Origin of the sequence: Flavisolibacter nicotianae, assembly GCF_003628535.1 — a bacterium.
Lineage (GTDB): Bacteria > Bacteroidota > Bacteroidia > Chitinophagales > Chitinophagaceae > Flavisolibacter > Flavisolibacter nicotianae.
This window is the reverse complement of sequence record NZ_RBCI01000001.1, coordinates 333,937-355,909: the sequence shown is the minus strand read 5'-3', so window position 1 is coordinate 355,909 and position 21,973 is coordinate 333,937. Positions and strand designations below refer to the sequence as shown.

Annotated in this window: 18 protein-coding genes; 9 read left to right on the top strand and 9 right to left on the bottom strand. The window is 52.9% G+C overall.

The annotated features are described in order from the left end of the window. Window positions 1–148 precede the first annotated feature (148 nt). Both D6024_RS01520 and D6024_RS01515 read right to left on the bottom strand, forming a co-directional pair. On the bottom strand, window positions 149–598 hold the full coding sequence (locus D6024_RS01520) for a GNAT family N-acetyltransferase (protein ID WP_121352442.1): 450 nt from the start codon (window positions 596–598) through the stop codon (window positions 149–151). Window positions 599–624: 26 nt separating this feature from the next. Further along, entirely contained in the window at window positions 625–1,830 is a 1,206-nt protein-coding gene (locus tag D6024_RS01515) for a trans-sulfuration enzyme family protein (protein ID WP_121352441.1), read from the bottom strand. 55 nt (window positions 1,831–1,885) lie between these two features. Between D6024_RS01515 and D6024_RS01510 the strand changes: the two genes are divergently transcribed. Beyond that, window positions 1,886–2,377 carry a DinB family protein gene (locus tag D6024_RS01510; RefSeq protein ID WP_121352440.1) on the top strand — a complete coding sequence of 164 codons (492 nt, stop codon included), beginning with the start codon at window positions 1,886–1,888 and terminating at the stop codon, window positions 2,375–2,377. Window positions 2,378–2,381: 4 nt separating this feature from the next. On the opposite strand, the gene D6024_RS01505 is transcribed toward D6024_RS01510, so the two are convergent. From D6024_RS01505 to D6024_RS01475, 7 genes are all read right to left on the bottom strand, one after another. Then, window positions 2,382–2,861 carry a hypothetical protein gene (locus D6024_RS01505; RefSeq protein ID WP_121352439.1) on the bottom strand — a complete coding sequence of 160 codons (480 nt, stop codon included), beginning with the start codon at window positions 2,859–2,861 and terminating at the stop codon, window positions 2,382–2,384. 84 nt (window positions 2,862–2,945) lie between these two features. Then, entirely contained in the window at window positions 2,946–3,233 is a 288-nt protein-coding gene (locus D6024_RS01500) for a hypothetical protein (RefSeq protein ID WP_162944463.1), read from the bottom strand. An 83-nt stretch (window positions 3,234–3,316) separates the two neighbouring features. Next, a complete protein-coding gene (locus tag D6024_RS01495) occupies window positions 3,317–4,285 on the bottom strand; it encodes a YitT family protein (protein WP_121352437.1) in 969 nt (322 codons plus the stop codon). Between the two features lie 304 nt (window positions 4,286–4,589). Further along, a complete protein-coding gene (locus D6024_RS01490) occupies window positions 4,590–4,940 on the bottom strand; it encodes a VOC family protein (protein WP_121352436.1) in 351 nt (116 codons plus the stop codon). Between the two features lie 187 nt (window positions 4,941–5,127). Then, window positions 5,128–5,676, bottom strand: coding sequence for a GNAT family N-acetyltransferase (locus D6024_RS01485; RefSeq protein ID WP_121352435.1), 549 nt, complete (start codon window positions 5,674–5,676; stop codon window positions 5,128–5,130). A 133-nt stretch (window positions 5,677–5,809) separates the two neighbouring features. Then, window positions 5,810–6,385 (bottom strand): hypothetical protein, encoded by a 576-nt coding sequence (locus D6024_RS01480; RefSeq protein ID WP_162944462.1) that lies wholly within the window; start codon window positions 6,383–6,385, stop codon window positions 5,810–5,812. Between the two features lie 247 nt (window positions 6,386–6,632). After that, complete coding sequence (locus D6024_RS01475) at window positions 6,633–7,631, bottom strand: beta-ketoacyl-ACP synthase III (RefSeq protein ID WP_121352433.1); 999 nt, start codon at window positions 7,629–7,631, stop codon at window positions 6,633–6,635. Between the two features lie 179 nt (window positions 7,632–7,810). On the opposite strand from D6024_RS01475, the gene ruvA reads away from it, so the two are divergent. From ruvA to ispG, 8 genes are all read left to right on the top strand, one after another. Next, the gene (gene ruvA / locus D6024_RS01470) at window positions 7,811–8,398 is read left to right on the top strand and encodes a Holliday junction branch migration protein RuvA (RefSeq protein WP_121352432.1); all 588 of its coding nucleotides are present in this window, start codon (window positions 7,811–7,813) and stop codon (window positions 8,396–8,398) included. 3 nt (window positions 8,399–8,401) lie between these two features. Beyond that, entirely contained in the window at window positions 8,402–15,556 is a 7,155-nt protein-coding gene (sov, locus tag D6024_RS01465) for a T9SS outer membrane translocon Sov/SprA (protein WP_121352431.1), read from the top strand. A 306-nt stretch (window positions 15,557–15,862) separates the two neighbouring features. Beyond that, a complete protein-coding gene (locus D6024_RS01460) occupies window positions 15,863–16,321 on the top strand; it encodes a hypothetical protein (protein ID WP_121352430.1) in 459 nt (152 codons plus the stop codon). Between the two features lie 85 nt (window positions 16,322–16,406). Further along, complete coding sequence (locus D6024_RS01455) at window positions 16,407–17,024, top strand: NUDIX hydrolase (RefSeq protein ID WP_121352429.1); 618 nt, start codon at window positions 16,407–16,409, stop codon at window positions 17,022–17,024. A gap of 141 nt (window positions 17,025–17,165) precedes the next feature. Then, the gene (locus D6024_RS01450; RefSeq protein ID WP_121353445.1) at window positions 17,166–17,972 is read left to right on the top strand and encodes a class D beta-lactamase; all 807 of its coding nucleotides are present in this window, start codon (window positions 17,166–17,168) and stop codon (window positions 17,970–17,972) included. A gap of 167 nt (window positions 17,973–18,139) precedes the next feature. Then, the gene (locus tag D6024_RS01445) at window positions 18,140–19,141 is read left to right on the top strand and encodes a VWA domain-containing protein (protein ID WP_162944461.1); all 1,002 of its coding nucleotides are present in this window, start codon (window positions 18,140–18,142) and stop codon (window positions 19,139–19,141) included. Beyond that, window positions 19,138–19,725 carry a tetratricopeptide repeat protein gene (locus D6024_RS01440; RefSeq protein ID WP_121352427.1) on the top strand — a complete coding sequence of 196 codons (588 nt, stop codon included), beginning with the start codon at window positions 19,138–19,140 and terminating at the stop codon, window positions 19,723–19,725. The genes D6024_RS01445 and D6024_RS01440 overlap by 4 nt, the downstream gene beginning before the upstream one ends. 190 nt (window positions 19,726–19,915) lie before the next feature. Next, complete coding sequence (ispG, locus tag D6024_RS01435) at window positions 19,916–21,952, top strand: (E)-4-hydroxy-3-methylbut-2-enyl-diphosphate synthase (protein ID WP_121352426.1); 2,037 nt, start codon at window positions 19,916–19,918, stop codon at window positions 21,950–21,952. Window positions 21,953–21,973 lie beyond the last annotated feature (21 nt).

Sequence of the window (21,973 nt, the reverse complement as noted above, 5' to 3'; positions counted from 1 at the left end):
GAAAGAACCTTTGCAAATGCTTTGCCGCTGTCGGCGTGGGAAGAGATAGTCGCGTATTGGATAGCAGATCGTGAGTGATTTTAATCAAATACAATCTTGCTAATCATTTAACCACCCGATCTCTCACTAACCAAATATCCAATTTCTCCTACACGCTGACTGCGCAATTCACCCATTCGGCATCGAACGAAGCGTTGTATTTTTTGTAGAAGTTGATAGCGGGTTCATTCCATTCGAGCACCTGCCACACAATGCCGTTGAAGTTTTTTTCCTTCGATTCCTCGACCAGGCGGTCGAAGAGTTTTTTCCCGATGCCCTGGCCACGGAGGGCTTCGGTTACCAGGAAGTCTTCCAGGTACATGCGTTGCCCTTTCCAGGTGCTGAAGCGAATATAGTAAAGGGCAAATCCTTCCACCCGGCCATCCCGTTCGGCCACAAAAGCCCACCAAACGGGGTTTTTGCCAAACCCGCTTTCCTCGAAATGGTCCAGCGTCACGGTTACTTCATCAGGGGCCTTTTCGTAAACGGCCAGTTCTTTCACCAGCTCCAGAATACGGTGGCAATCTTCCCGCACCGCTCTTCGAATGATCACGTTCATGGGTGCAAAATAACCCGATTTCCTTTTTAGCGAATGGCCTGCTCCAGATCGGCTAGAATGTCTTCCACGTTCTCGATGCCCACGTTCATGCGGATCAGGCCATCGGTAATCCCGTACCGCTCCCGCTGTTCTTTGGGCACGCTGAAATGCGTCATGGAAGGCGGATGACAAAGCAGGGTGTCTACGGTTCCCAGCGAAACAGTGCGGGTGCAGAACTGCAGGCGGTTCATGCAGTCCACCCCGGCTTCCATACCGCCTTTCAGTTCGAAACTGAGCATGGCGCCGGGCTTGCGCATCTGCTTCTTGGCAACTTCGTAGCCCGGGTGGGAGACCAGGCCCTCGTAGTTGACTTTGGCCACGGCCGGGTGCTTCTCCAGGTAGTCCGCCACTTTTACGGCATTGCTGCAATGCCGCTCCATGCGAAGCTCCAGCGTTTTGATGCCCTGCGTGAGAAGAAAGGCGTCGAAGGGATTCCCGTTTCCGCCGAGAATGCGGTGTGATTTGGTGATGTGGTCTTTCATGCGTTCCACATCGCTGCCGATCAGGATACCGCCGATGGCTGTTCCGTGACCGTTGAGAAATTTGGTGGTGGAATGGACAATGTAATCCACACCATAGCGGAAAGGTTGTTGCAGGTAAGGCGTGGCAAATGTATTGTCACAGGCCACATGCAGGTTGTAGCGTTTGGCAATGGCGGTCAGTTCTTCAATGTCCACGATCTGGATGGTGGGATTGGCCGGCGTTTCCAGGTACAGGAGCTTGATGTGCCGGTCGTGCTGGATCACGTCTTCTACTTTTTCCAGGTCCTGCATATCCATGGTGATGGCTTCAATGCCAAAATGCGGAAGGATGGTGCGCATCACGTTATCAGTGCCGCTGTACAGCGAGTAATGCGTGAGGATTTTGTCGCCGGCCCGCAGCGTCGAAAGCAGCAAGGTAGAGATAGCGGCCATCCCCGAAGCATGTAAAATGCCTTTCGCTTGTACATCCAGGCCAAAGGTTTCCAGCGCGGTGATCTTGCGTTCGGCTTCGGCGATGGTGGGGTTGCCGTAACGCGAATAAATGTACCCTTCTTCTTCGCCGGCAAAGCGGCGCATGCCCTGTTCGGCAGTATCGAATACATAGGTGCTGGACGCATAGATCGGTGTTTGGTGCGCATAGTTGGGATCTTGCAAATGGCCGGCATGTACGGCTGCCGAACCAAAGCCCTGCGGGGTAAATTTTTTCTCCATCTGTGACAAATCGTTTCGTTATTTCGCTCTTTCAAAAATAGAATTCCTTTTACCGATGAAGGAAATTATTCTCCAACTGGCCACTTATCATACCTGGGCAAATGAACTGCTGCTGAACACCGCCGGCGCACTTTCCGAAGAACAGCAGCATGCAGAAATGCGGAGCAGTTTTCCCACCGTATACAAAACATTTTTACACATGCTGGATGCCGAAAGCATCTGGTGGCAACGCCTGAAATTGCAGGAAAAAATCGACATTCCCAGCCAGTCGTTTTCCGGCGACATGCAAGCATTGGCCAGCCAGCTGTTGCAGCAGAACCGCTTGTGGCAGGAGTGGGCAGGCGGTGCCGGCGAGCACGCCCTGCAGCATGAATTCATTTATTACAATTTGCGCAAGGAGCGCTTCAAGCAGCCGGTGTACCAGATGCTGCTGCACCTTTTTAACCACGGCACCTATCACCGCGGACAAGTGGTAACCATGCTCCGCGAACTGGGCATCGAGAAAATTCCCCAGACAGATTTTATCGTGTGGAGCCGGAAGAAATAGAAAGCTAGACGGTCCGTATAGCAGACGGTTGGCGCTCCTGCCGCGTGTTTGCCACAAGGGCCAGCGGCAAACCAATGCAGAGGATCAGGATGCCCATGCCGATGGCGACGCTGGAAACGGTTTTGGGCAACGGCTGGGCCGCGGTCAGCGGCAGCACCACCAGGTTCATAATCATCCACACCAGGGCACCATACAAAATCCCTGTCAGCAACCGGTGTTGCCGGGCAAACGGCTGTTGGGCAACGAGAAGGAAGAAGAGCGCCGTAAAGGTGGCTGCGATGCAATAGTGAATCAGCAGCCCGGCCAGCAAGATGATATCGCCGCTGCTATAGGCGCTTTTTCCCAGCAGGCCGCTGGCGACAAAAAAAAGCACGGGACGGAACGGGGCTTTGCCGGTGCGGGAATAGTACTGGATCAGCGCGGCAGAGATGTCGAGGGTGCCAACGAAAAGCGCTGTGGCCAAAATGGTTTTTGCGGATCGCATGTTGTTGCGGGTTTACAAAGTGGTTAGTCGTTGGGTGAAAAGAGCTGGCGGCATTGTCGCCATCGGCCGCAATGGCCGCGATCATCATGCGGCAATATAGGTGTAGGTGACATTTCCTGTTTCCGGCACTTTGATCTGCACCCGTGCATAGGCCTTGCTGGATGTGGAGGAAACTTCCAGTTGCACGGTGTTTTGCCCGTTGAGTGTTTTATTCTGGCTGTCCCAGCCAAAAGGCCAGCCGCCGCCGTACCGGATTTTTACCTGTGCGCCGCGAGGCAACACAAACTGCACGAAACAATGAAAGTTCCAGCCGGATTCCAGGGTGCGCCAGTCGCCGGCTTTTACCGTTTTGGTTTTGGTAACGCTTGCCATGATTGTGGATTTTGCAAAAAAGCTGGTGTAAAAAATAAGCAAATCCGGAGGCAATTCCAATCGCCGGCCGCATTAACGCTGGTTTAGTGCTTCAGCGGCCGCTTTTTGATCATGCCGCCTTTTGTGTCCCGCACACTGCTCATCACCACGAATGCATCGTGATCGATCTTTGCCAGTTCGCTGTTTAGCCGGCTCAGTTCCAGCCGCGTAACCACGGTGTAAACGATCTCGATGTCTTTTGTCTCGCCGTGTTTGCCAAAGCCGCTTTTGCCGTTGTACACCGTCACGCCGCGACCCATTTTCTCAATGATCATTTCCCTGATGCGCTGGCTGTGATGAGAAATAATGGTGACACCTGTATATTCCTCAATGCCTTCCACGATAAAGTCAAGTGTTTTGGAAGCCGAGAGGTAGGTGATCATGGAGTACAGGGCAATTTCCACCGACAGCAGGTAAGCCGCCGCGCCGAAAATTATAATGTTGATCATGATGATGATGTCGCCTATGGTGGTGCCCAGCTTGCGGCTTAAGAAAATTGCCAGCACTTCGGTGCCGTCGATCACGGCGCCGCCGCGCACAGACAGGCCGATGCCCGCTCCCAAAAAGAAGCCGCCAAACACAGCAACCAACAAATTGTCTTTGGTGACATCGGGAAAAGACACGGTCGCCACCACCAGTGCCAGGCCCGAAATGGCCAGCATGGTTTTGAGCGCAAACACTTTCCCGACGGTGTGATAGGCGAGGATGATGAAGGGAATATTGACACAAATAAGCAGGATGAAAAGAGGGATGGCCGTAAGGGCCGACAGCAAAAGCGAAATGCCGGTGGCGCCGCCGTCGATGAAATGATTGGTCAGCAGGAAACCCTTGAACCCAAAGGCGGCTGAAAAGATGCCGAGTGTGATCAGGAAAAAGTTTCGGGCTTGCTGTGCCACGCCTTGTTTGAATTCCTTGAAACCTTTGGCAAGTTCGTAGTTGGAGTAGTCTTTTTTGCCCGCCTGCTTATGCCGGAGCGTTGTGCGTATAATGATCTGTGTCCAGAATGGGTTCATATCGTTGGCCGGGTGTCAAACAATGCTTGCGCATATCGTGAATGTATTGCTGCTGCAACGGGTTGCTGCGCAGCCGGTTTGCAGATGAAGGTAAGAACTTTGCCCTGACTTCCTGCCGGAGTAACTGCCTGTCACTTCAACGAAAGCGATGCATTGCTGAAATGGTTATTGGTATACGGCTTCTCCAGGCAGGAGGATTTTTTACACCGTAAGAGAACATACCAAACGGTCAGGTGCAAACCAATAGTGCCCCTGGCATCCAGACAAGGACAACTTCGCAAACAAGGAAGTGTCGGTATGTCGTTTATTCAACAAAATGCCAGCATACACCGGCGATGTCGATGATGTTTACTTCTTTCCCGTAAGGCTGCTGGGTTGGTTTGCCGATCCGGATACCGTATTTCTCCGGCAGTTTTTTTTCGACCAGTTCTTCCCAAAACGCTTCTGCATTGCTGATCCGCACATTGACCATAAAATTTTCTGCAAATGCTTTGTCGTTGTAGCGCTGCAGGATGAATTTACAGCCGTCCTTTTCAAAGCCAATGTAGTCTCCGGCATCCCAGTTGATGCGGAAGCCAAGGTCCTGGAACAATTGTTTCGATCCTTCGAAATTGTCCCCGGAGGGAACGAATGGTTCTAGTGAAAGGAATTGCATGATTGAATTTTTTTTAAAAGATTAAATGCGTGGGTAGCTATTGGGTTTGATGGAGATGAATTTTCGCTTGATTTCGAACGCGGTCCTTTTTACTAATTGCCAAGGATTTGCCCAACCTTCACTGAACCGGCGTTAAGCCTTGCATCGCCGCCAACCGAAACCAATCCACCCGCCAGCCATGACGATGTTAGCGGTTCGACATGATCTCTTCAAATCCTTTTTTGTCGATTCTATACCAGTTGTGTTTAATTCCGTCAAAGTCGAATGTTTCAAGCAAGGAAAGTCCCACTTTCGCTAATACGTTAGTGGAGCCCTTATTTTCACAGGCTGCCATGGCGTATACTTCGGTTGCCTGTAGGCTATCAAAAGCATAGGCCAGCGAAGCGATTGCCGTTTCGGTGGCAATGCCTTTTCCCCAAAAATTTTTTCGAAGCCGGTAGCCAAGGTCATAGTAATTTCTATGCTTGTTGGTGAGTTCTGTTACCCATTTCAGCCCGGTCCAGCCAATAAACTCCTTTGTGTTTTTGTCAACGATTGCCCAACGTCCAATTCCATAGTCCAGATATTGTTGTCGGATAAAAGCGATTACGTGATCGATTTGTTCTTTGTCTTTCACCGGGTTGTTCCCCAGGTACCTGTGAACGTCCGGGTCGGAGTCAAGTTCAAAGAAACTGTCGGCATCTGTCGGCAGGATTTCTCGTAAAATAAATCGTTCCGTTTCGGCAAAAATTTTCATCCGGCTGGCTTTTGGTGAATGAAGGTTTTTCGGCTGACCGCTGAAATTGCCAGCTTCTCTTGTTCCTGTTGCTCAAATATAACGATACCGGGTAAGGGAAGTTTGGCAGGCACCTGCCGGAGTGCTTATCAGTTTACCCTGGCATTCCTATCAACGTTCTAAATCCTTTTGTATCGCAAACATTTTTTTCGAGTACCGCATCGTAAATGTCTGCACTGGTGAAGACACGTCGATACCCGGGATCGCTCCAGCACTGTGATTTAATGGCTAAGATGCTTGTGATACGAGCAGGTGTCAGCTTTTTTTTGATTTCCTCCTGGTACCTCCTAAGCCGTTCGTATTCGGGGCGGTCCACGGCCCAGAGGTCAATCTTCCAGGCGCCGGCTCTTTCGTCGCCCAGGTAAATGCCCCAATAGAGTCCGGTTGGGAGATGTTGTGTTTTGGCAATTCTTTCGTTGCGAAAGCTCATTTTTACGGGCTGGAAAACCGTACAAATCTTCGCTCCCAGCAAAAAGAAGTCGGCTTCCGGAAAATTATCTGCCTGCAGGTAGATGTCCAGGTCTCTCCAGGTCATCAGATCGAGCGCATAACTGCCATGAACGTGGGGTGTGCCGAAGGCGTGTAAAATTTCCCTGAGCCCTTTCTTGTATAAAATCTCATCTGCTTCCTGCTTGATCAGTCGATTTACAATTTGAAGACGGTCGCTCATGGCCTGTAAAATTATGATTGGCCGAAAAGCCTGCCGTGACTGCGGCATTTCAGCAGTTTAAATCTAACTTATTTGATCAGAAAACTGCCAGCGCATGTTTGTTGTTTGTCGTGTCACATTGAGCAGGTCTGAGTTATCGGCTTTTCTACCGGCGTCCGTCGACGGTTGCTTTCATGGCACAAAGAAAACGCTGCCGGCATTAAACCGGCAGCGTGCAAAAAAAGTTATCCTAATTCTTTCGTTCTGTTCAATATTCCCACTTCACGAGGGTAGCGCCCCAGGTGAAGCCGCCGCCGAAGGCAGCCAGTACAATGTTGTCGCCCTTGTTCAATTCGTGCCGCCATTCCCACAGGCAAAGCGGGATAGTAGCCGCCGTTGTGTTGCCGTATTTGTGAATGTTCAGCATCACCTTGTCGTGCGAAAGACCCATGCGGTTGGCCGTGGCATCGATAATGCGTTTGTTGGCCTGGTGCGGCACCAGCCAGGCAATGTCGTCGCCGGTGAGGTTGTTGCGTTCCAGCAGTTCGGCACTGACGTCGGCCATACTTTTCACCGCAGCCTTGAACACCGGTTGCCCGTCCTGGAAAATAAAATGCTCTTTGTTGGCGATGGTGTCCGTGCTCGGCGGCCGTAGCGAACCACCGGCTTTCATGTGCAGGAATTCGCGGCCGCTGCCGTCGCTGCGCAGGATACTGTCCAATACACCATAGCCTTCCGTGTTGGGCTCGAGCAGCACGGCTCCGGCGCCGTCGCCAAACAGGATGCAGGTGGTGCGGTCTGTATAATCGATGATAGAGCTCATTTTATCGGCGCCCACCACGACCACTTTTTTATAGCGGCGGCTTTCGATGAGCGATGCTCCCACAGTAAGGGCATACAAAAAGCCGGAGCAGGCTGCTTCGAGGTCGAAGCCCCAGGCATTCCTGGCGCCGATTTTATCGGAAATAATATTGGCCGTAGCCGGGAACACCATGTCAGGAGTTACGGTGGCACAGATGATGACGTCGATTTCTTCGGGGGAGATTCCGCGTTTTTCGCATAACTGCAGTACGGCCGGCGCTGCCAGGTCGGACGTGGCCTTTCCGGGTTCTTTCAGGATCCTCCGCTCTTCGATACCCGTTCGTGTCCGGATCCATTCGTCGTTCGTTTCCACCATTTTTTCGAGATCCGCATTGGTCAGTTTTGTTTCCGGTACATAGCCGCCTACAGCGGTGATGGCGGCCGTGATCTTTTGGGTATGAGGCATTGTCAAAAATTTGAGCGGCAAAGATAGGGAAGGGGAATGGTGAATGGTCAATGGTGAATATGGGTCGTTTCGGCTTCTTTATTTTAAACAGAACAAATAGGACGACTAATTCCGATATTGGTTCTCTCACCAAAGGACTCAACTATTGACCATTCACCTTTCACGACTATCTTGCATGTATGATCGCCTTTTTAACCGGGAGCTACGCCCATAAAACACCGTCGTTCGTACACATCGACGTGCACGGTGTGGGCTACGAAGTCCAAATCAGTTTAAACACCTATTCCCAGATCCAGAGTAAAGAATCGGGAACCCTGCTGACCCACCTGATCGTGCGGGAAGATGCCCAGATTCTTTTTGGTTTTTCCGACACCGCCGAAAAGGAGATGTTTCTCCAACTCATAACTATCTCCGGGGTGGGCGCCAATACGGCACGTGTGATGTTGTCGTACATGAAGCCCGATGAACTGAGCCGAGCCATCGTGCAGGGCAATGCCAAGGCTCTCGAAGCCATTAAAGGCATTGGCCGCAAAACGGCCGAACGCATCGTGGTGGAACTGCGCGACAAACTGGCCAAACACCCTGTGGAGACCGGTGTAAATATATCTGCCTGGAAGGGCAATACTTTACAGGCAGATGCGTTAAATGCCTTAGTCGCACTTGGCATCAACCGCCAGGTGGCCGACAGTGCGTTACAAAAAGTGCTGCAACAGGACCCTGACCTGGGCGTGGAGCAGTTGATAAAAAAGGCCCTGCAGCTATTGTAACGCATGGCCAGATTCCCTAAACTAATTGTCGAGGAAATACAGTTGAGCACCATAAGAATCGATAGACTACGAAAAGTGGTAGCGGCCATCGTGTTTTCGGCCTTATCCGTCCCTGCACTTGCAGGTTATTCCCCATTTCAAAACGATACTACCAAATACCCCATTACCGACCGGCGTGGTGATCCCTATTTAAATCCCAACCGCAATCCGTTCAATCTATCGGATACGTCGTTTGTGCGGCGCCGGGTGGAGTACGATCCCAAGACCAATCAATACTACATCATCGAAAAAGTCGGCAGCCAGTACTACCGAACGCCGGCAACGTTTTCCATGAAAGAATTTCTCGACCTGCAGGGAAAGCAGGATGAGCGGGACTACTTCCGCAAGCGGGCCGACCTGCTTTCGAACCTGAACCGCCGGACCTATAAACCCAAGTTTGGTTTCAACAAAGACTGGGTGAACCGCATCACGGGCAACAACAAGGTGGAAATCCGCCCGACCGGTTACGTGGACATCGCGGCCGGCTACCAGGGACAGCACATAAAAAATCCAACACTCCCGGAACGGGCCCGTAAGACAGGCGGTTTTGATTTTAACCAGAATGCCCAGTTGCAGGTGGAGGCCAAGATTGGCGACAAGATCAACCTGCCCATCAACTACAACACGCTGGCCAACTTTGATTTTGAAAACCAGCTCAAGTTCGACTACCAGGGCAAGGAAGACGAAATGCTGAAAACCTTCCAGGCCGGTACGGTCAACTTTGCATCGAAAGGAACGTTGATCCCCGGCGCACAATCCTTATTTGGTATCAAAAGCCAGTTGCAGTTTGGAAAACTCTTTGTGACCGGTGTGCTCGCCAACCAGCGTTCCAACCGCCAGTCGCTGGGACTGCAGGGTGGCTCCGCCACGCAGCAGTTTGCCCTCCGGGCTGATGAATACGACGAGAACCGCCACTTCCTACTGGCCCAATATTTCCGCGAGAACTACAATAAAAATATGCAGCGCCTGCCGGTGGTGCAGAGCAATGTGCAGATCCTGCGCATGGAAGTGTGGGTAACCAACCGCACCGGCGCCACTACCGAAACAAGAGACGTGGTGGGCTTTATGGACCTGGGCGAGAGCCGTCCGTACAACCAGCGCTGGACGCCGGGTGGCCAGGCGTTTCCGAGCAACGATGCCAACGACCTGTATCGTGCCGTGGTCAACACGCCGGGAGCCCGCAACTCGTCGGACGTGCAAACCATCCTGAGCGGCCTGGGGCTGCAGCCGGTGCAGGATTTTGAAAAAACCTTTGCCCGCAAACTGCAGCCGACCGATTATTATTTCAACCCGCAGATCGGGTTTTTGTCCCTGAACCAGCAACTGCAGCCCGATGAAGTGTTGGGCGTTGCCTATCAGTACACCTTCAACGGAAAAGTGTTCCAGGTGGGTGAATTTTCGCAGGACGTGCCGCCGGACAGCAGTGGCAACACCACCAAAGTGCTTTTCCTTAAATTGCTAAAGGCCACCTCGCAGCGGACCTACCTGCCCATCTGGGACCTGATGATGAAGAACGTGTACAGCGTAGGCTTTGGCCAGTTGCAGCGCCAGGACTTCGACTTGCAGGTGACCTACGAGGAGCCAAGCAAAGGCGACAAGCGTTTTTTGCCGGAAGCAGATGTAAAACAGGAGTACAAGGGCATTCCCATCCTGACCCTGGTAAACCTCGACCGGTTGAACAACCAGAACGACCCGCAGCCCGACGGCCGGTTCGACTACCTGGAAGGCTATACCGTGATTTCGTCGCAAAGCCGGATCATCTTTCCCGTGCTGGAGCCTTTTGGCCGCGACCTGCGGTATGTATATCCTGACTCGGCCACGGCGGAGAAATATCTTTTCACCCCGCTGTACGATACCATCCGTGCCATTGCCTCCAACTATGCTAACCTCAACCGGTTTAAGCTGGTAGGGCGCTCCAAATCGGCACAAACCGGCGACTACCAGTTAGGCTTCAATATCCCAAGGGGTTCCGTAACGGTTACTGCCGGCGGCCGGATCCTTCAGGAAAATATCGATTACGAGATCAACTACGACCTGGGCTCGCTGCGCATTATCAACCAGGCCATCATCAACGCCGGTCTGCCGGTACAGGTGCAGTACGAGAACAACGCGTCTTTCGGCCTGCAACAGAAAAACTTTATGGGCCTGCGCCTTGATTACCTGGCCAACAAACACTTAACCCTGGGTGGTACCCTTGTTCGTCTGGGCGAGCGGCCCTTCTTTAATAAACAGTCCTACGGCGAAGACCCAATCCGCAACACCATGTACGGGCTGGACTTCGACTACCGCGACAATCTCCCGCGGCTGACCCGCTGGCTGAACAAGCTGCCGTTCTATAACAGCAAGGCCATGTCGGCCATCACGGCCTATGGCGAAGCCGCCATGCTCGATCCGGGCCACGCCAAAGAGATCGGCAAGGGCAACCAAGGCGCCATTTTTATCGATGACTTTGAAGGGACCCGCAGCTCCATTGACCTGCGCTTTCCGCTGATTAGCTGGAACCTGGCTTCCGTGCCCCAAAAATCGCCGGACCAGTTTGGCAACATCCTTTTCCCCGAAGCTGAAAAGATCAACGACCTGTCGAGCGGTTACAACCGGGCAAAGATGGCCTGGTACAACATCGAGCCGGTGTTGCAGGAAAAACGCAATGCCAACAACCCGTTGCGAAATAACCTCGACGAGCTTTCCCGCCCGGAAACAAGGCAGGTGCTGTCGCAGGAAATCTTCCCGCAGCGTACCAACGACTTTGGCCAGGGGCTGATCAACACCTTTGACCTTGCCTTTTATCCCAAAGAAAGGGGACCGTACAATTTCAATACGACAAGCATCAACTCCCGTGGCGAACTGGCAAATGCCAAAAAAGCCTGGGGTGGTTTGATGCGCAATATCGACCAAACGGATTTTGAAACTGCCAACATCGAGTTTATCGAATTCTGGATGCAGGATCCCTTCATCAGGAAGCCAAACAGCCAGGGGGGCGAACTGTATTTTAACCTCGGAAATATTTCGGAAGATATCCTGCGCGATGGCAAACGCCAGTACGAAAATGGCTTGCCCACGCCAACGCAACCGAACATCCCGGTTGATGAAACTGCCTGGGCCAAGGTGCCCCGCAACCCCATCCAGGTGACCAATGCCTTCAGCAACGACCCGGCCGACCGTCCCTTCCAGGATGTGGGTTTTGACGGCATGCCTGACTCGGCAGAGCAACGCAAGTTCCGGCCTTACCTGAACCAGTTGTCGTCTGTCGTTGGGGCCAATTCGCCGGCTTACCAGCGGGCACAGGCCGATCCATCGGCCGATAACTTCCGTGGCTACCGCGATCCTTCGTATGGCGACAACGCCGGTATCCTGGAACGCTACAAAGACATCAACAACCCGAACGGCAACTCGCCAATCGCCACGGCCGGCGACCAGTTCACCAATGCCTTTACGCTTTATCCCGACCAGGAAGAGCTGAACCGCGACAATACGCTCAACGAAGTGGAAGAGTATTTCCAGTACCGCCTGGAACTGAAGCCGAACATGCAGGTGGGCACCAATTACATTACCGACAAACGCACGGTGAATGTGAAGCTGGCCAACAATACGTCCCGCCAGGAAACCTGGTTCCTGTTTCGCATTCCCATCAAGGAATACCAGGCCAAGGTGGGCAACATTCCGGATTTCAAGTCGATCCGTTTTGTGCGAATGTTCATGACCAACTGGGAAGACACGGCGGTGCTGCGTTTTGCCAAGCTGGAACTGGTGCGCAACCAGTGGCGCAAGTTCGATTACGAGATCAACACCACCGGCGACTTTGTACGCCTGCCGGCCAACGACCCGACCAAGGTAGATATCCTGGCCGTGAACATCGAGGAAAACGACAAGCGCCAGCCGATCCCGTATCGCCAGCCGCCGGGTATTCAGCGCCAGCAGCAGATCAGCAACAACAACGTGCAGTTGCTCCTCAACGAGCAGGCCCTCAGCCTGAGGGTATCGGGATTGCTGAAGGCCAAGACCCGCGGTCTTTTCCGCAGCCAGGTGCTGGATCTTCGCCAGTATGGCCGCCTGTCCATGTTCATTCATGCCGAATCGACAAAACCCGGTGGAACCGACATTCGCGACAACGACCTGAATGCGGTGATCCGCATCGGGAACGATTATGTAAGCAACTATTACGAGGTCAAGATCCCATTAAAGATCACCCCCTGGGGTGCATCGGACTCGCTGACCATCTGGCCGGAGAACAACAACCTTGATTTCGACCTGAATATCCTGACCGCTTTAAAATCGAAGCGCAATGGCAGCGGTGGTTCGCCTTCGCAATACTTCCAGCAAACGATCGATGGGAAGAGCTATGCCATCCTCGGCAATCCAAACCTGGGCGAGGTAAGGGGCTTTTTTCTGGGCGTGGAAAACGCCGCGCAGGAACTGGTTGACGCCGAGCTTTGGTTCAACGAACTGCGGCTTTCCCGCCTGAACGAGCAAGGCGGTTATGCGGCCGTTGGCCGTGTGGACCTGCGGCTGGCCGACCTGGGTAATCTTAGCTTTACCGGAAGCCTGCGCAGCGTGGGCTTTGGTACGCTGGAGCAGCGGGTGAACGAACGGAGCCGCGAAGATTTCCAGCAGTACGACATTGCCGCCAACCTTGACCTGGGCAAACTGCTGCCCAGGGATGCCGCCATTACCATTCCCATGTATGCCGGTGTAAGCAAAACGGTGTCGAATCCCCAATACGACCCGTATGACCTCGATGTAAAACTAAAGGACAAACTACGGGATGCGCCCAGCGACAAACGGGACTCTATCCGCAGCGATGCGGTGGATGAACGCACCATTAAGACACTCAACTTTACATCGGTCAAACGCACCAAGCCCTTTGGTAAAAAGCCGCAGCTCTGGGACTTGTCGAACATCGATGTCAACTACAACTACACGCATGAAGTGCACAGCAATCCCATTATCGAATACGATGATGTGAAGCGCACCCGGGCCGCCGTGGGTTACAACTTTGCCCCGCAGCCAACCTTTGTGGAGCCGCTGAAAAAGATTTTAAAAACAAGATCGCCCTGGCTGGCGCTGGTCCGTGATTTCAACTTCAACTACAAGCCCTCGCTGATTTCTGTACGTGCCGACGTGTTTCGCCAGTTTGGAGCGTTGCGCAACCGCAACGTGGGATCGCCGTACAAGCTGCCGGAATATTTCGACAAGTTCTTTACGTTCGACCGGTTCTATTCGCTGCGCTGGGAATTGACACGTTCCATTACACTGGACTACAATGCCGTGAACAATGCCCGGATCGACGAGCCGTACGGACGGCTGGACACAAAAGCGAAAAAAGACACCGTTCGCAACAACTTCTTCAAGGGCGGACGTAACACGCATTACCACCAGGAACTGACGGCCGCGTACAACGTGCCGACCGCCAAGTTCCCGCTGCTCGACTGGACGCAGGTGCGGGTGAGCTATACCGCGAAATACGACTGGCTGGCCGGTTCGCTCCTGGCCCGCGAATTGGGCAACACCCTGTTCACCGGGCAAACACGCAATGCCACGGCCGACCTGGATTTTGATCGCCTTTACAACAAATGGCGCTTCCTGCAGGCAGTGAACAGTGAGGGGCCGGCACCTGCACCGCAGCAGCCAAAGGCGAAAACCGATACTGCCACGAAAAAGCGCCAGCGCATCGCGGGTGAGCCGATCTATATTTCGCCGGTTCCCAAATTCTTCCTGCGGCTGGCCACGGCCCTGAAGCGGATCGGTGTGCAGTACAACGAAGACATGGGAACCTTGCTGCCCGGTTACATGGACAGCACCCGCTTCTTTGGCCTGAACACCCGAAACGGCAACCCCGGACTGAAATACGTACTGGGCTACCAGCCCGATACCACTGCCATCAACGGACTGGCGCAAAAGGGGCTGCTGTCGCGGGACTCGCTGTTCAATGCCCTGATCCAGCAACGCTACACCAATACGCTGGCACTGACGGCGCAGGTATCGCCGTTCCGCGATTTTACCGTCGACATAAACCTGAACCGGACGTTCTCGAAAGATTATTCGGAGCTGGAAAAAGACACCGGCACCGGCATTCGCCGCCTGAACCCTTATGCGACGGGAAGCTTCAGCATATCGTACATCTCCTATCAAACCCTGTTCACCCGGTTCGACCCGAACGAGGTGTCGGAGATCTTCCGCCAGTTTGAGGCCAACCGTGCGATCCTCTCGGAGCGCCTCGGTAGCGAAAATAAATTTTACGCAAACCCGGCCAACCGCACGGCGGATGGGTATGTGCAGGGCTACGGCCGTTATGCGCAGGATGTGCTGATCCCAGCTTTCATTGCGGCATACACCAAGAAGGATCCCACCACGGTGGAACTGATCAAGAACTCGAATCCTAACCTCCGTTCCAACCCCTTCTCCCGCCTGCTGCCCAAGCCCAACTGGGCGGTAACATACAATGGTTTGTCGCGGCTGCCGGGGATGGAAAAGATCTTTACCAACTTCACCATTCGACACGGCTACACCAGCACGCTGAGCATGAACAGCTTTACCACGGCGTTGCTGTTCCAGGATCCGTTCCGGGTAGGTTATCCCTCGTTCCGCGATACGGGCACGGGCAACTTCATTCCCTACTTCCTGGTGCCGAACGTAACCATCAACGAGCAGTTCAGTCCCCTGATTGCCGCCGACATGACCTTTACCAACCAGTTGTCGGCACGGTTCGAATACCGCAAGTCACGGACACTGAGCCTGAGCCTCGTGGATTACCAGTTGGCGGAAAACCGCTCCACGGAAGTCACCATCGGTATGGATTGGCGCCGCAAGGGCTTCCCCTTCCTGCAAAACCTGCGTTTTGGTAAAAATGCCAAGCAGTTGAACAACGATGTGACCATGCGCTTCGACTTCAGTTTGCGTGACGATGCCACGGCCAACAGCAAACTGGACCAGAACACGGCCTTTGGTACGGCAGGACAAAAAGTCGTGCGCATCGCCCCGGCCATCGATTACGTGGTGAACCAGCGGGTGAACCTGAAGTTTTACTTCGAGCAAAACCGCATCATTCCAAAGATTGCAACCACGGCACCAGTAACCAACACAAGAGCCGGGGTGCAGGTGCGGATTTCGCTGGCCCAGTAAAACATGCATCATACAGGAATAAATTCTAAGGTGCCGGCAATTTGCCGGCACTCCTTTTTGTCGTTGTTTCTTTCGGATTCTAAAAGGGAGACAAGCGTCTACTTTCACCAGAACGCAACACTTCAAGCCCAATCGCCGACAGGAAGGAGAAAACCATTGGTGAGAGGTAAGAAGTGAAATGGGAGAAAGAATTATCCAGAACAAGGCGGAAGACGTTCCTGTTTTGCGTCTGCCGTTTGACCTCTCACCCCGCCTTGATAGCCGTTTGGTACCAATGCTTTACCTTGTCGTGCCAAAAACGTCGGTATGCAAAAAAAGAGTTTATGCCTTTGCATTGGTGCGATCCTCTTCCTGTTGATCGGTTGCGGCAAAAAAACAATCGCGGAAAAACCACTTGCAAAAGCCGCACTGGCAGGGACCTGGGAACTGCGGGAATCGCAGAACGGCATGATGCCGACAATGCAACATGCTCCCGGCAACGGAAGCCGGTTTCGGTTTACCGAAACGGCTTACGAACAGTACCAGAACGGCAACCAGGTGAAAAGCGGAAGCTACGAGGTGGTGCGTGATACAACAGCTCAAACGGAAGTCGGTTTGGATTTGCCGGCAGGCCAGTTCACCAACCGTCTTGTTCTTGCGAACGACCCATCGGCTACCAAGATCTTTTTTGAGATAGAGGGCAACAAACTGACGCTTCTCTCCGGCTTTTTTCCCACCGATGGCGGTAGCCGGCAAATTTTTGAGAAAACAGACAGCGGCAAATAACCGCCGGCCAGGCCTGCAAACGCAAGGGTAGGGAGCAGGTGCCGGATTTTTTGCACTACTAGGGCCGCTGATAAATTTGTGACTGATGCACCAACCACTCGAAGAAATCAAACGCCTGAAAGCACTGGCGGAAACCGGGTTGCTGTATGCCCAAAACGACTACGACAGGGAGCGCTACCAGGAACTGTCCGAAATCAGCTTTCGCCTGCTGTCGATGCTGAGCGATCATTCGGTGCAGGACCTGAAACAACAGTTTCCGCTGGTAAATGAGTACCCGACGGCCAAAGTGGATATCCGGGCACTCATCCTTTCTCCCGACAAAAAAATACTGCTGGTCAAGGAGATGGCCGATCGCAGGTGGTCGTTGCCCGGTGGCTGGGCCGACGTGGGATTTAGCCCGCAGGAAGTCATCGTCAAAGAGGTAAGGGAAGAAACCGGGCTGGATGTGGACGTGCGGCGCCTGCTGGCCGTGTTCGACAAACGCAAGCATCCGCATCCGCCCCAGCCTTTTTATGTGTACAAAATGGTGTTTTGGTGCGAAGCCCTCTCCTTCGAGATGAAAAAAGGTTTTGACGTATTGGATGCGGCCTGGTTTGCCATCGACGATCTGCCCGGGCTTTCGGAAGACCGGATCCTGCGTTCACAAATCGAATTGCTTTATGCAAGACTGATGCAGGGAGAATGCGAATGCTTCTTTGACTAAGTGCCGTAGCGGCAACCAACGGTGGCTTTTTACGTCCGGCCAGCAAAAAGCATCACTCCTTTTTGCTTCGTTCCGGAAGAAGAATTCGTGCCGGCAAGCAAGCGGGCCCTCGCTTACCTTTGCGCCAAATTTCAACCCAGCATGCGTTTTTTTCTTTTCCTCATCGTTGCGTTTTCCTTTGCCGCCTGCACGTCCAACAATGTCACCACGGATAATTCTTTGAAGAAATATTTCGACGAACAAAAAGCAGAAGGCTGTTTTGGTTTGTTCAACAACGGCAACGGTCAATTTACGATTTACAACCTGCCCCGCTACCGTGACAGTGCGTTTTTGCCGGCGTCCACCTTCAAGATCGTGAACGCACTGGTGGGCCTGCAAACCGGCAAGATCACCAACGACAGCATGATCATCAAATGGGACGGGGTGACCCGCGATAACCCGGAGTGGAACCAGGACCTGAGCATGTACCGGGCTTTTCGTGTGTCGGCTGTGCCCTACTTCCAGGAAGTAGCCCGCCGCATTGGTCGCGATACCCTGCAGCACTGGGTTGATTCCATTGCCTATGGCACCAAGAAAATTAAAGGGCCTGTCGATTCTTTTTGGCTGAACAATACGCTGAAAATTACACCCGACGAAGAAATGGGCCTGGTGAAGCGCCTTTATTTCAACCAGCTCCCGTTTTTTACGCCCTACCAGGAGGTGGTGAAAAAAGCGATGTTGTTTGAGGACAAACCAACCTACCGGTTAAGCTACAAAACCGGCCTGGGTCGGAAAGAAGACGGCACACCGCTGGCCTGGGTCGTGGGTTGGATTGAAGAAAACCGTCATCCTTACTTTTTTGTGTTGAACATGGAATCAAAAGACAGTACGGCCGATTTACTGAATGGCCGCATGACGGCACTGCGGGGCATCTTAAAACAGTTGGGATTTTTTGAGGGACAGCGGTAGGGGAGTTTGCAAGTTCACGAGTTCACAAGTAAGTTGTCACAGGTAAACAGTCTTACAGTTTGGCTTTGTGCAGGGAAAATAACTCGTGAACTTGCGAACTCGTAAACTTGTGAACTCTTTAAACAGCTTTAGCATATTCTTTGCCTGTTGACCCGAAACGAATTGAATTGAATTTCCAGTTTCAATATCCCGAGGCTTTTTGGTTACTGCTCTTGGTACCGGTGCTGGTAGCCATCTATTTTCTCTATCTCGCCTGGCGAAAGCGGGCTGCCAGGCGCATTGGCGACGAGCGGCTGGTGGCCGAACTGACCCGCAGTCACTCACCCAAAAAGGCCCTCCTTAAATTTTCTCTCGTTGCACTGGCCTTTGCCATTGGCTGTGTAACCCTTGCCAACCCCCGCAAACCCGACGACGAATCGGCCGAAGTGCGAAAAGGCATTGACGTGGTGATTGCCCTGGACGTAAGCAACAGCATGCTGGCTACCGACGTAGCACCCAGCCGGCTCGCCCAGGCGCAAAAACTCCTTACCAGCCTGATTGACAAAATGCCGAATGACCGCATTGGCCTGGTGGTCTTTGCCGGCAACGCTTATACGCAGATGCCCCTGAGCACCGATCACGATGCGGCCAAGCTGTTTGTATCAACGGCCAATCCCAACATGGTGCCGGAACAGGGAACGGCGATTGCCGATGCGCTTCTGCAGAGCAGTGCGGCGTTTGAAGAAGCCAGCCAGCGCTTTAAAACGATCATCCTGGTGACCGATGGGGAAACCCACGACGAGGAGGCCCTGCCCACAACGCAGGAACTGGCCAAGAAGGGCGTGATGGTGAACACGGTCGGTTTGGGTTCGCCTTCAGGTGCCACCATCATCGACTCGGCCACGCACCAGGCCAAAACCGACGAAAACGGCCAGGTGGTAATATCGAAGCTGAACGAAGAACTGTTGCAGCAGGTGGCGCAAACGACCAACGGCACCTATATCCACCTCGAAAACATCCCGGCCGCCCTGGCCACGATCCAGGACCAGTATAAAAATGTCGACAAAAAAGCCCTGTTGGACACATCGGCCCTGAACTACGAATCGTATTACATCTGGTTCCTGTTGCCGGTGTTCCTGTTTTTGCTCACCGAATTATTTTTACCCGACCGAAAAGAAGTGAAGGAATGAAGAAGCTGGTTGTCATTTTTTTAGTGCTCTCCCTGAAGGCCTCCTCGCAGGCCGAAAAAGGCTATATCAGCAAGGGCAATGATTTTTACCTGCAGTTGAAATTCGACCTTGCCGAAGAACAATACCGCCAGGCGCTGAACGTCGCGCCCCGCAACACCGAAGCCAAGTACAACCTGGCCAATGCCTTGATGCAGCAGAAGAAGTTCAAGGAAGCCAACGAGCTTTATACCGAGGTGGCCACCTCGGAAAACAAGAGCCTGCGTGCCTCTTCCTATTACAATGCGGGGGTCAGCTACACCAAGCAGAAAGACCTGGAAAACAGTATCGAATCCTATAAGGCGGCCCTGCGAATCAACCCAGCCGACAAAGATGCCCGCGAAAACCTGCAGAAAGCCCTGCAGGAGCAAAAAAAACAGCAGCAGGACCAGCAGAACCAACAAAACAAGGGCGGCGGTGGCGGCGGTATGAACCAAAACCAGGCCGACCAAAAGCTGAAGGAACTGGAGCAAAAGGAAAAAGACCTGCAGCGCCGCATGCAAAGTTCAGCCAAAGGAAAAGGCACGGGCGGAAGCAAGGACTGGTAATGTGATAATTGAATAATGTGATAATTTGAAAATGTGCAAATGGGTGCCTTCTTGTTCTGCCATCCACCTTTGCGGGACTTTTAATTCGCAATGAAATAACATCCTTTGCTTTATTTGTGGTCTATTTTTGTTGTCCGAAATCCGGCATTTGCAGGTTTTCTCATTTTCTCATTTTCACATTTGCAGATCCATGCTTTACTACGCTTCTTCGCTAACCGGCTATCAACGTTTACTAACCAAAGAGGTAAGGATTGGTGACCTGCTCCTGGGCAATAACCATCCCATTCGTGTGCAAACCATGACCACCACAGACACGATGGATACCCCCGGCACAGTGGAGCAAACCATCCGCTGCATCGAAGCCGGTGCGGAGCTGGTACGCATCACGGCGCCTTCGAAAAAAGAAGCGGAAAACCTGCTCAATATCAAAAACGAATTGCGCCGGCGGGGCTACCATACACCGCTGGTTGCGGATATTCACTTCACACCGAATGCCGCTGAAATCGCGGCCCGCATCGTGGAAAAGGTCCGGGTGAATCCCGGCAACTACGTGGACAAGAAAAAATTTGAAACGCTGGAATACACCGACGCGGAATATGCCGAGGAGATCGACCGAATCCGCGAACGCTTTACGCCGCTGGTGCAGATTTGCAAGGAGTATGGTACGGCCATGCGCATCGGTACCAACCACGGTTCGCTGAGCGACCGGATCATGAGCCGCTACGGAGATACGCCAATGGGAATGGTGGAAAGTGCCATGGAATTTTTGCGCATTGCCCGCAGCGAAAGCTATCACAACATTGTGCTGAGCATGAAAAGCTCCAACCCGCAGGTAATGGTGCAGGCCTATCGCCTGCTGGTAAAAACCATGCAGGAAGAATTTGGCGAGATCTATCCGCTGCACCTTGGCGTGACCGAAGCCGGCGACGGTGAGGACGGCCGCATCAAAAGCGCGGTGGGCATCGGTACTTTGCTGGAAGACGGCATCGGCGATACCATCCGTGTTTCACTGACAGAAGATCCCGAGCTGGAGATCCCGGTGTGCAAAGACCTGGTGAAGCGATACAGCAACCGGCAGTCGGTAACGGCCAATGAGCAAAATGAAGTTCCGAAAATTGAGCAACTACCTTATAATCCGTTTGCGTATAAACGTCGGGAAACAGTTGAAGTCGGCAATATCGGCGGGCATCATGTGCCGGTGGTGATTGCTGACCTGAGCAAGCTGCAAACCATTTCAACGAAAGACCTGGAAAGCATCGGCTATCAATACGACGAGGCCAGCGATAAATGGAACATCAGCGATACGGCGGCCGATTATGTTTTTACGGGTCATCACGTCCTGAACTTTTCCCTTCCCGGAACCTTAAAGGTCATTGTTTATCCTGCGGCCTGGCTGCAGACCGAAGACAAGGAAAAATATTTTCCCATTTATGACCAGCGGGCTTATGCCGAAGCCGGCGAAAAAAGCGGGACGCTGAATTTTGTGATGGTGGATTGCTTCCCGGCCGATATTCCCTACCTGTCGGAAATGGAATATCTCAACCAAATCGGCAACGATCCCTCTGTTGTTTTTTGCCTGAGCAGCACCAATAAAAACGCCATGCAATCGGTTCGGCGGATGTTTGTTGAGCTGCTGAATCGCGGCATCCAAAACCCCGTTGTGCTTACGGTGGATAGTTACTGGCAAACCGCCGATGAGCACCTGATTCATTATGCCACCGAAGCCGGTGCCCTTTTGCTCGACGGCATGGGCGATGGCGTGTGCTTTGGCATGACGGCGGAGAGCTACAAGCAACAAGCGGCAAGCTACAAGCAGGTCAGTGGCCGAAATTACCAGGAGTCAGGAACGGTGGAGCAGTTCATCAACAACACGGCCTTCAGCATTCTGCAGGCTACCAGAACGCGGATTTCCAAAACAGAATATATCAGTTGCCCTTCCTGCGGACGCACCCTTTTTGACCTCCAGGAAACCACGGCAAAAATCCGTGCGGTGACCAACCACCTCAAAGGCGTGAAGATTGCCATCATGGGCTGTATTGTGAACGGTCCCGGCGAAATGGCCGATGCGGATTTTGGCTACGTGGGCAGCGGTGTGGGCAAGATCACGCTCTACAAAGGCAAAGAGATCGTGAAGCGGAACGTGCCCAGCGAAGTGGCCGTGGACGAACTTATTGGCCTGCTGAAGGAAAGTGACGTATGGGTGGAGAAACCGGTGCTGGCTTCATAAGCAGGATTGATTAGGCAGGAA

What these genes read in the sequence shown, in the direction of transcription:
- D6024_RS01520 (WP_121352442.1), bottom strand. Translation starts at nt 598, where the DNA reads ATGAACGTGATCATTCGAAGAGCGGTGCGGGAAGATTGCCACCGTATT.
- D6024_RS01515 (WP_121352441.1), bottom strand. Translation starts at nt 1,830, where the DNA reads ATGGAGAAAAAATTTACCCCGCAGGGCTTTGGTTCGGCAGCCGTACAT.
- D6024_RS01510 (WP_121352440.1), top strand. Translation starts at nt 1,886, where the DNA reads ATGAAGGAAATTATTCTCCAACTGGCCACTTATCATACCTGGGCAAAT.
- D6024_RS01505 (WP_121352439.1), bottom strand. Translation starts at nt 2,861, where the DNA reads ATGCGATCCGCAAAAACCATTTTGGCCACAGCGCTTTTCGTTGGCACC.
- D6024_RS01500 (WP_162944463.1), bottom strand. Translation starts at nt 3,233, where the DNA reads ATGGCAAGCGTTACCAAAACCAAAACGGTAAAAGCCGGCGACTGGCGC.
- D6024_RS01495 (WP_121352437.1), bottom strand. Translation starts at nt 4,285, where the DNA reads ATGAACCCATTCTGGACACAGATCATTATACGCACAACGCTCCGGCAT.
- D6024_RS01490 (WP_121352436.1), bottom strand. Translation starts at nt 4,940, where the DNA reads ATGCAATTCCTTTCACTAGAACCATTCGTTCCCTCCGGGGACAATTTC.
- D6024_RS01485 (WP_121352435.1), bottom strand. Translation starts at nt 5,676, where the DNA reads ATGAAAATTTTTGCCGAAACGGAACGATTTATTTTACGAGAAATCCTG.
- D6024_RS01480 (WP_162944462.1), bottom strand. Translation starts at nt 6,385, where the DNA reads ATGAGCGACCGTCTTCAAATTGTAAATCGACTGATCAAGCAGGAAGCA.
- D6024_RS01475 (WP_121352433.1), bottom strand. Translation starts at nt 7,631, where the DNA reads ATGCCTCATACCCAAAAGATCACGGCCGCCATCACCGCTGTAGGCGGC.
- ruvA (WP_121352432.1), top strand. Translation starts at nt 7,811, where the DNA reads ATGATCGCCTTTTTAACCGGGAGCTACGCCCATAAAACACCGTCGTTC.
- sov (WP_121352431.1), top strand. Translation starts at nt 8,402, where the DNA reads ATGGCCAGATTCCCTAAACTAATTGTCGAGGAAATACAGTTGAGCACC.
- D6024_RS01460 (WP_121352430.1), top strand. Translation starts at nt 15,863, where the DNA reads ATGCAAAAAAAGAGTTTATGCCTTTGCATTGGTGCGATCCTCTTCCTG.
- D6024_RS01455 (WP_121352429.1), top strand. Translation starts at nt 16,407, where the DNA reads ATGCACCAACCACTCGAAGAAATCAAACGCCTGAAAGCACTGGCGGAA.
- D6024_RS01450 (WP_121353445.1), top strand. Translation starts at nt 17,166, where the DNA reads ATGCGTTTTTTTCTTTTCCTCATCGTTGCGTTTTCCTTTGCCGCCTGC.
- D6024_RS01440 (WP_121352427.1), top strand. Translation starts at nt 19,138, where the DNA reads ATGAAGAAGCTGGTTGTCATTTTTTTAGTGCTCTCCCTGAAGGCCTCC.
- ispG (WP_121352426.1), top strand. Translation starts at nt 19,916, where the DNA reads ATGCTTTACTACGCTTCTTCGCTAACCGGCTATCAACGTTTACTAACC.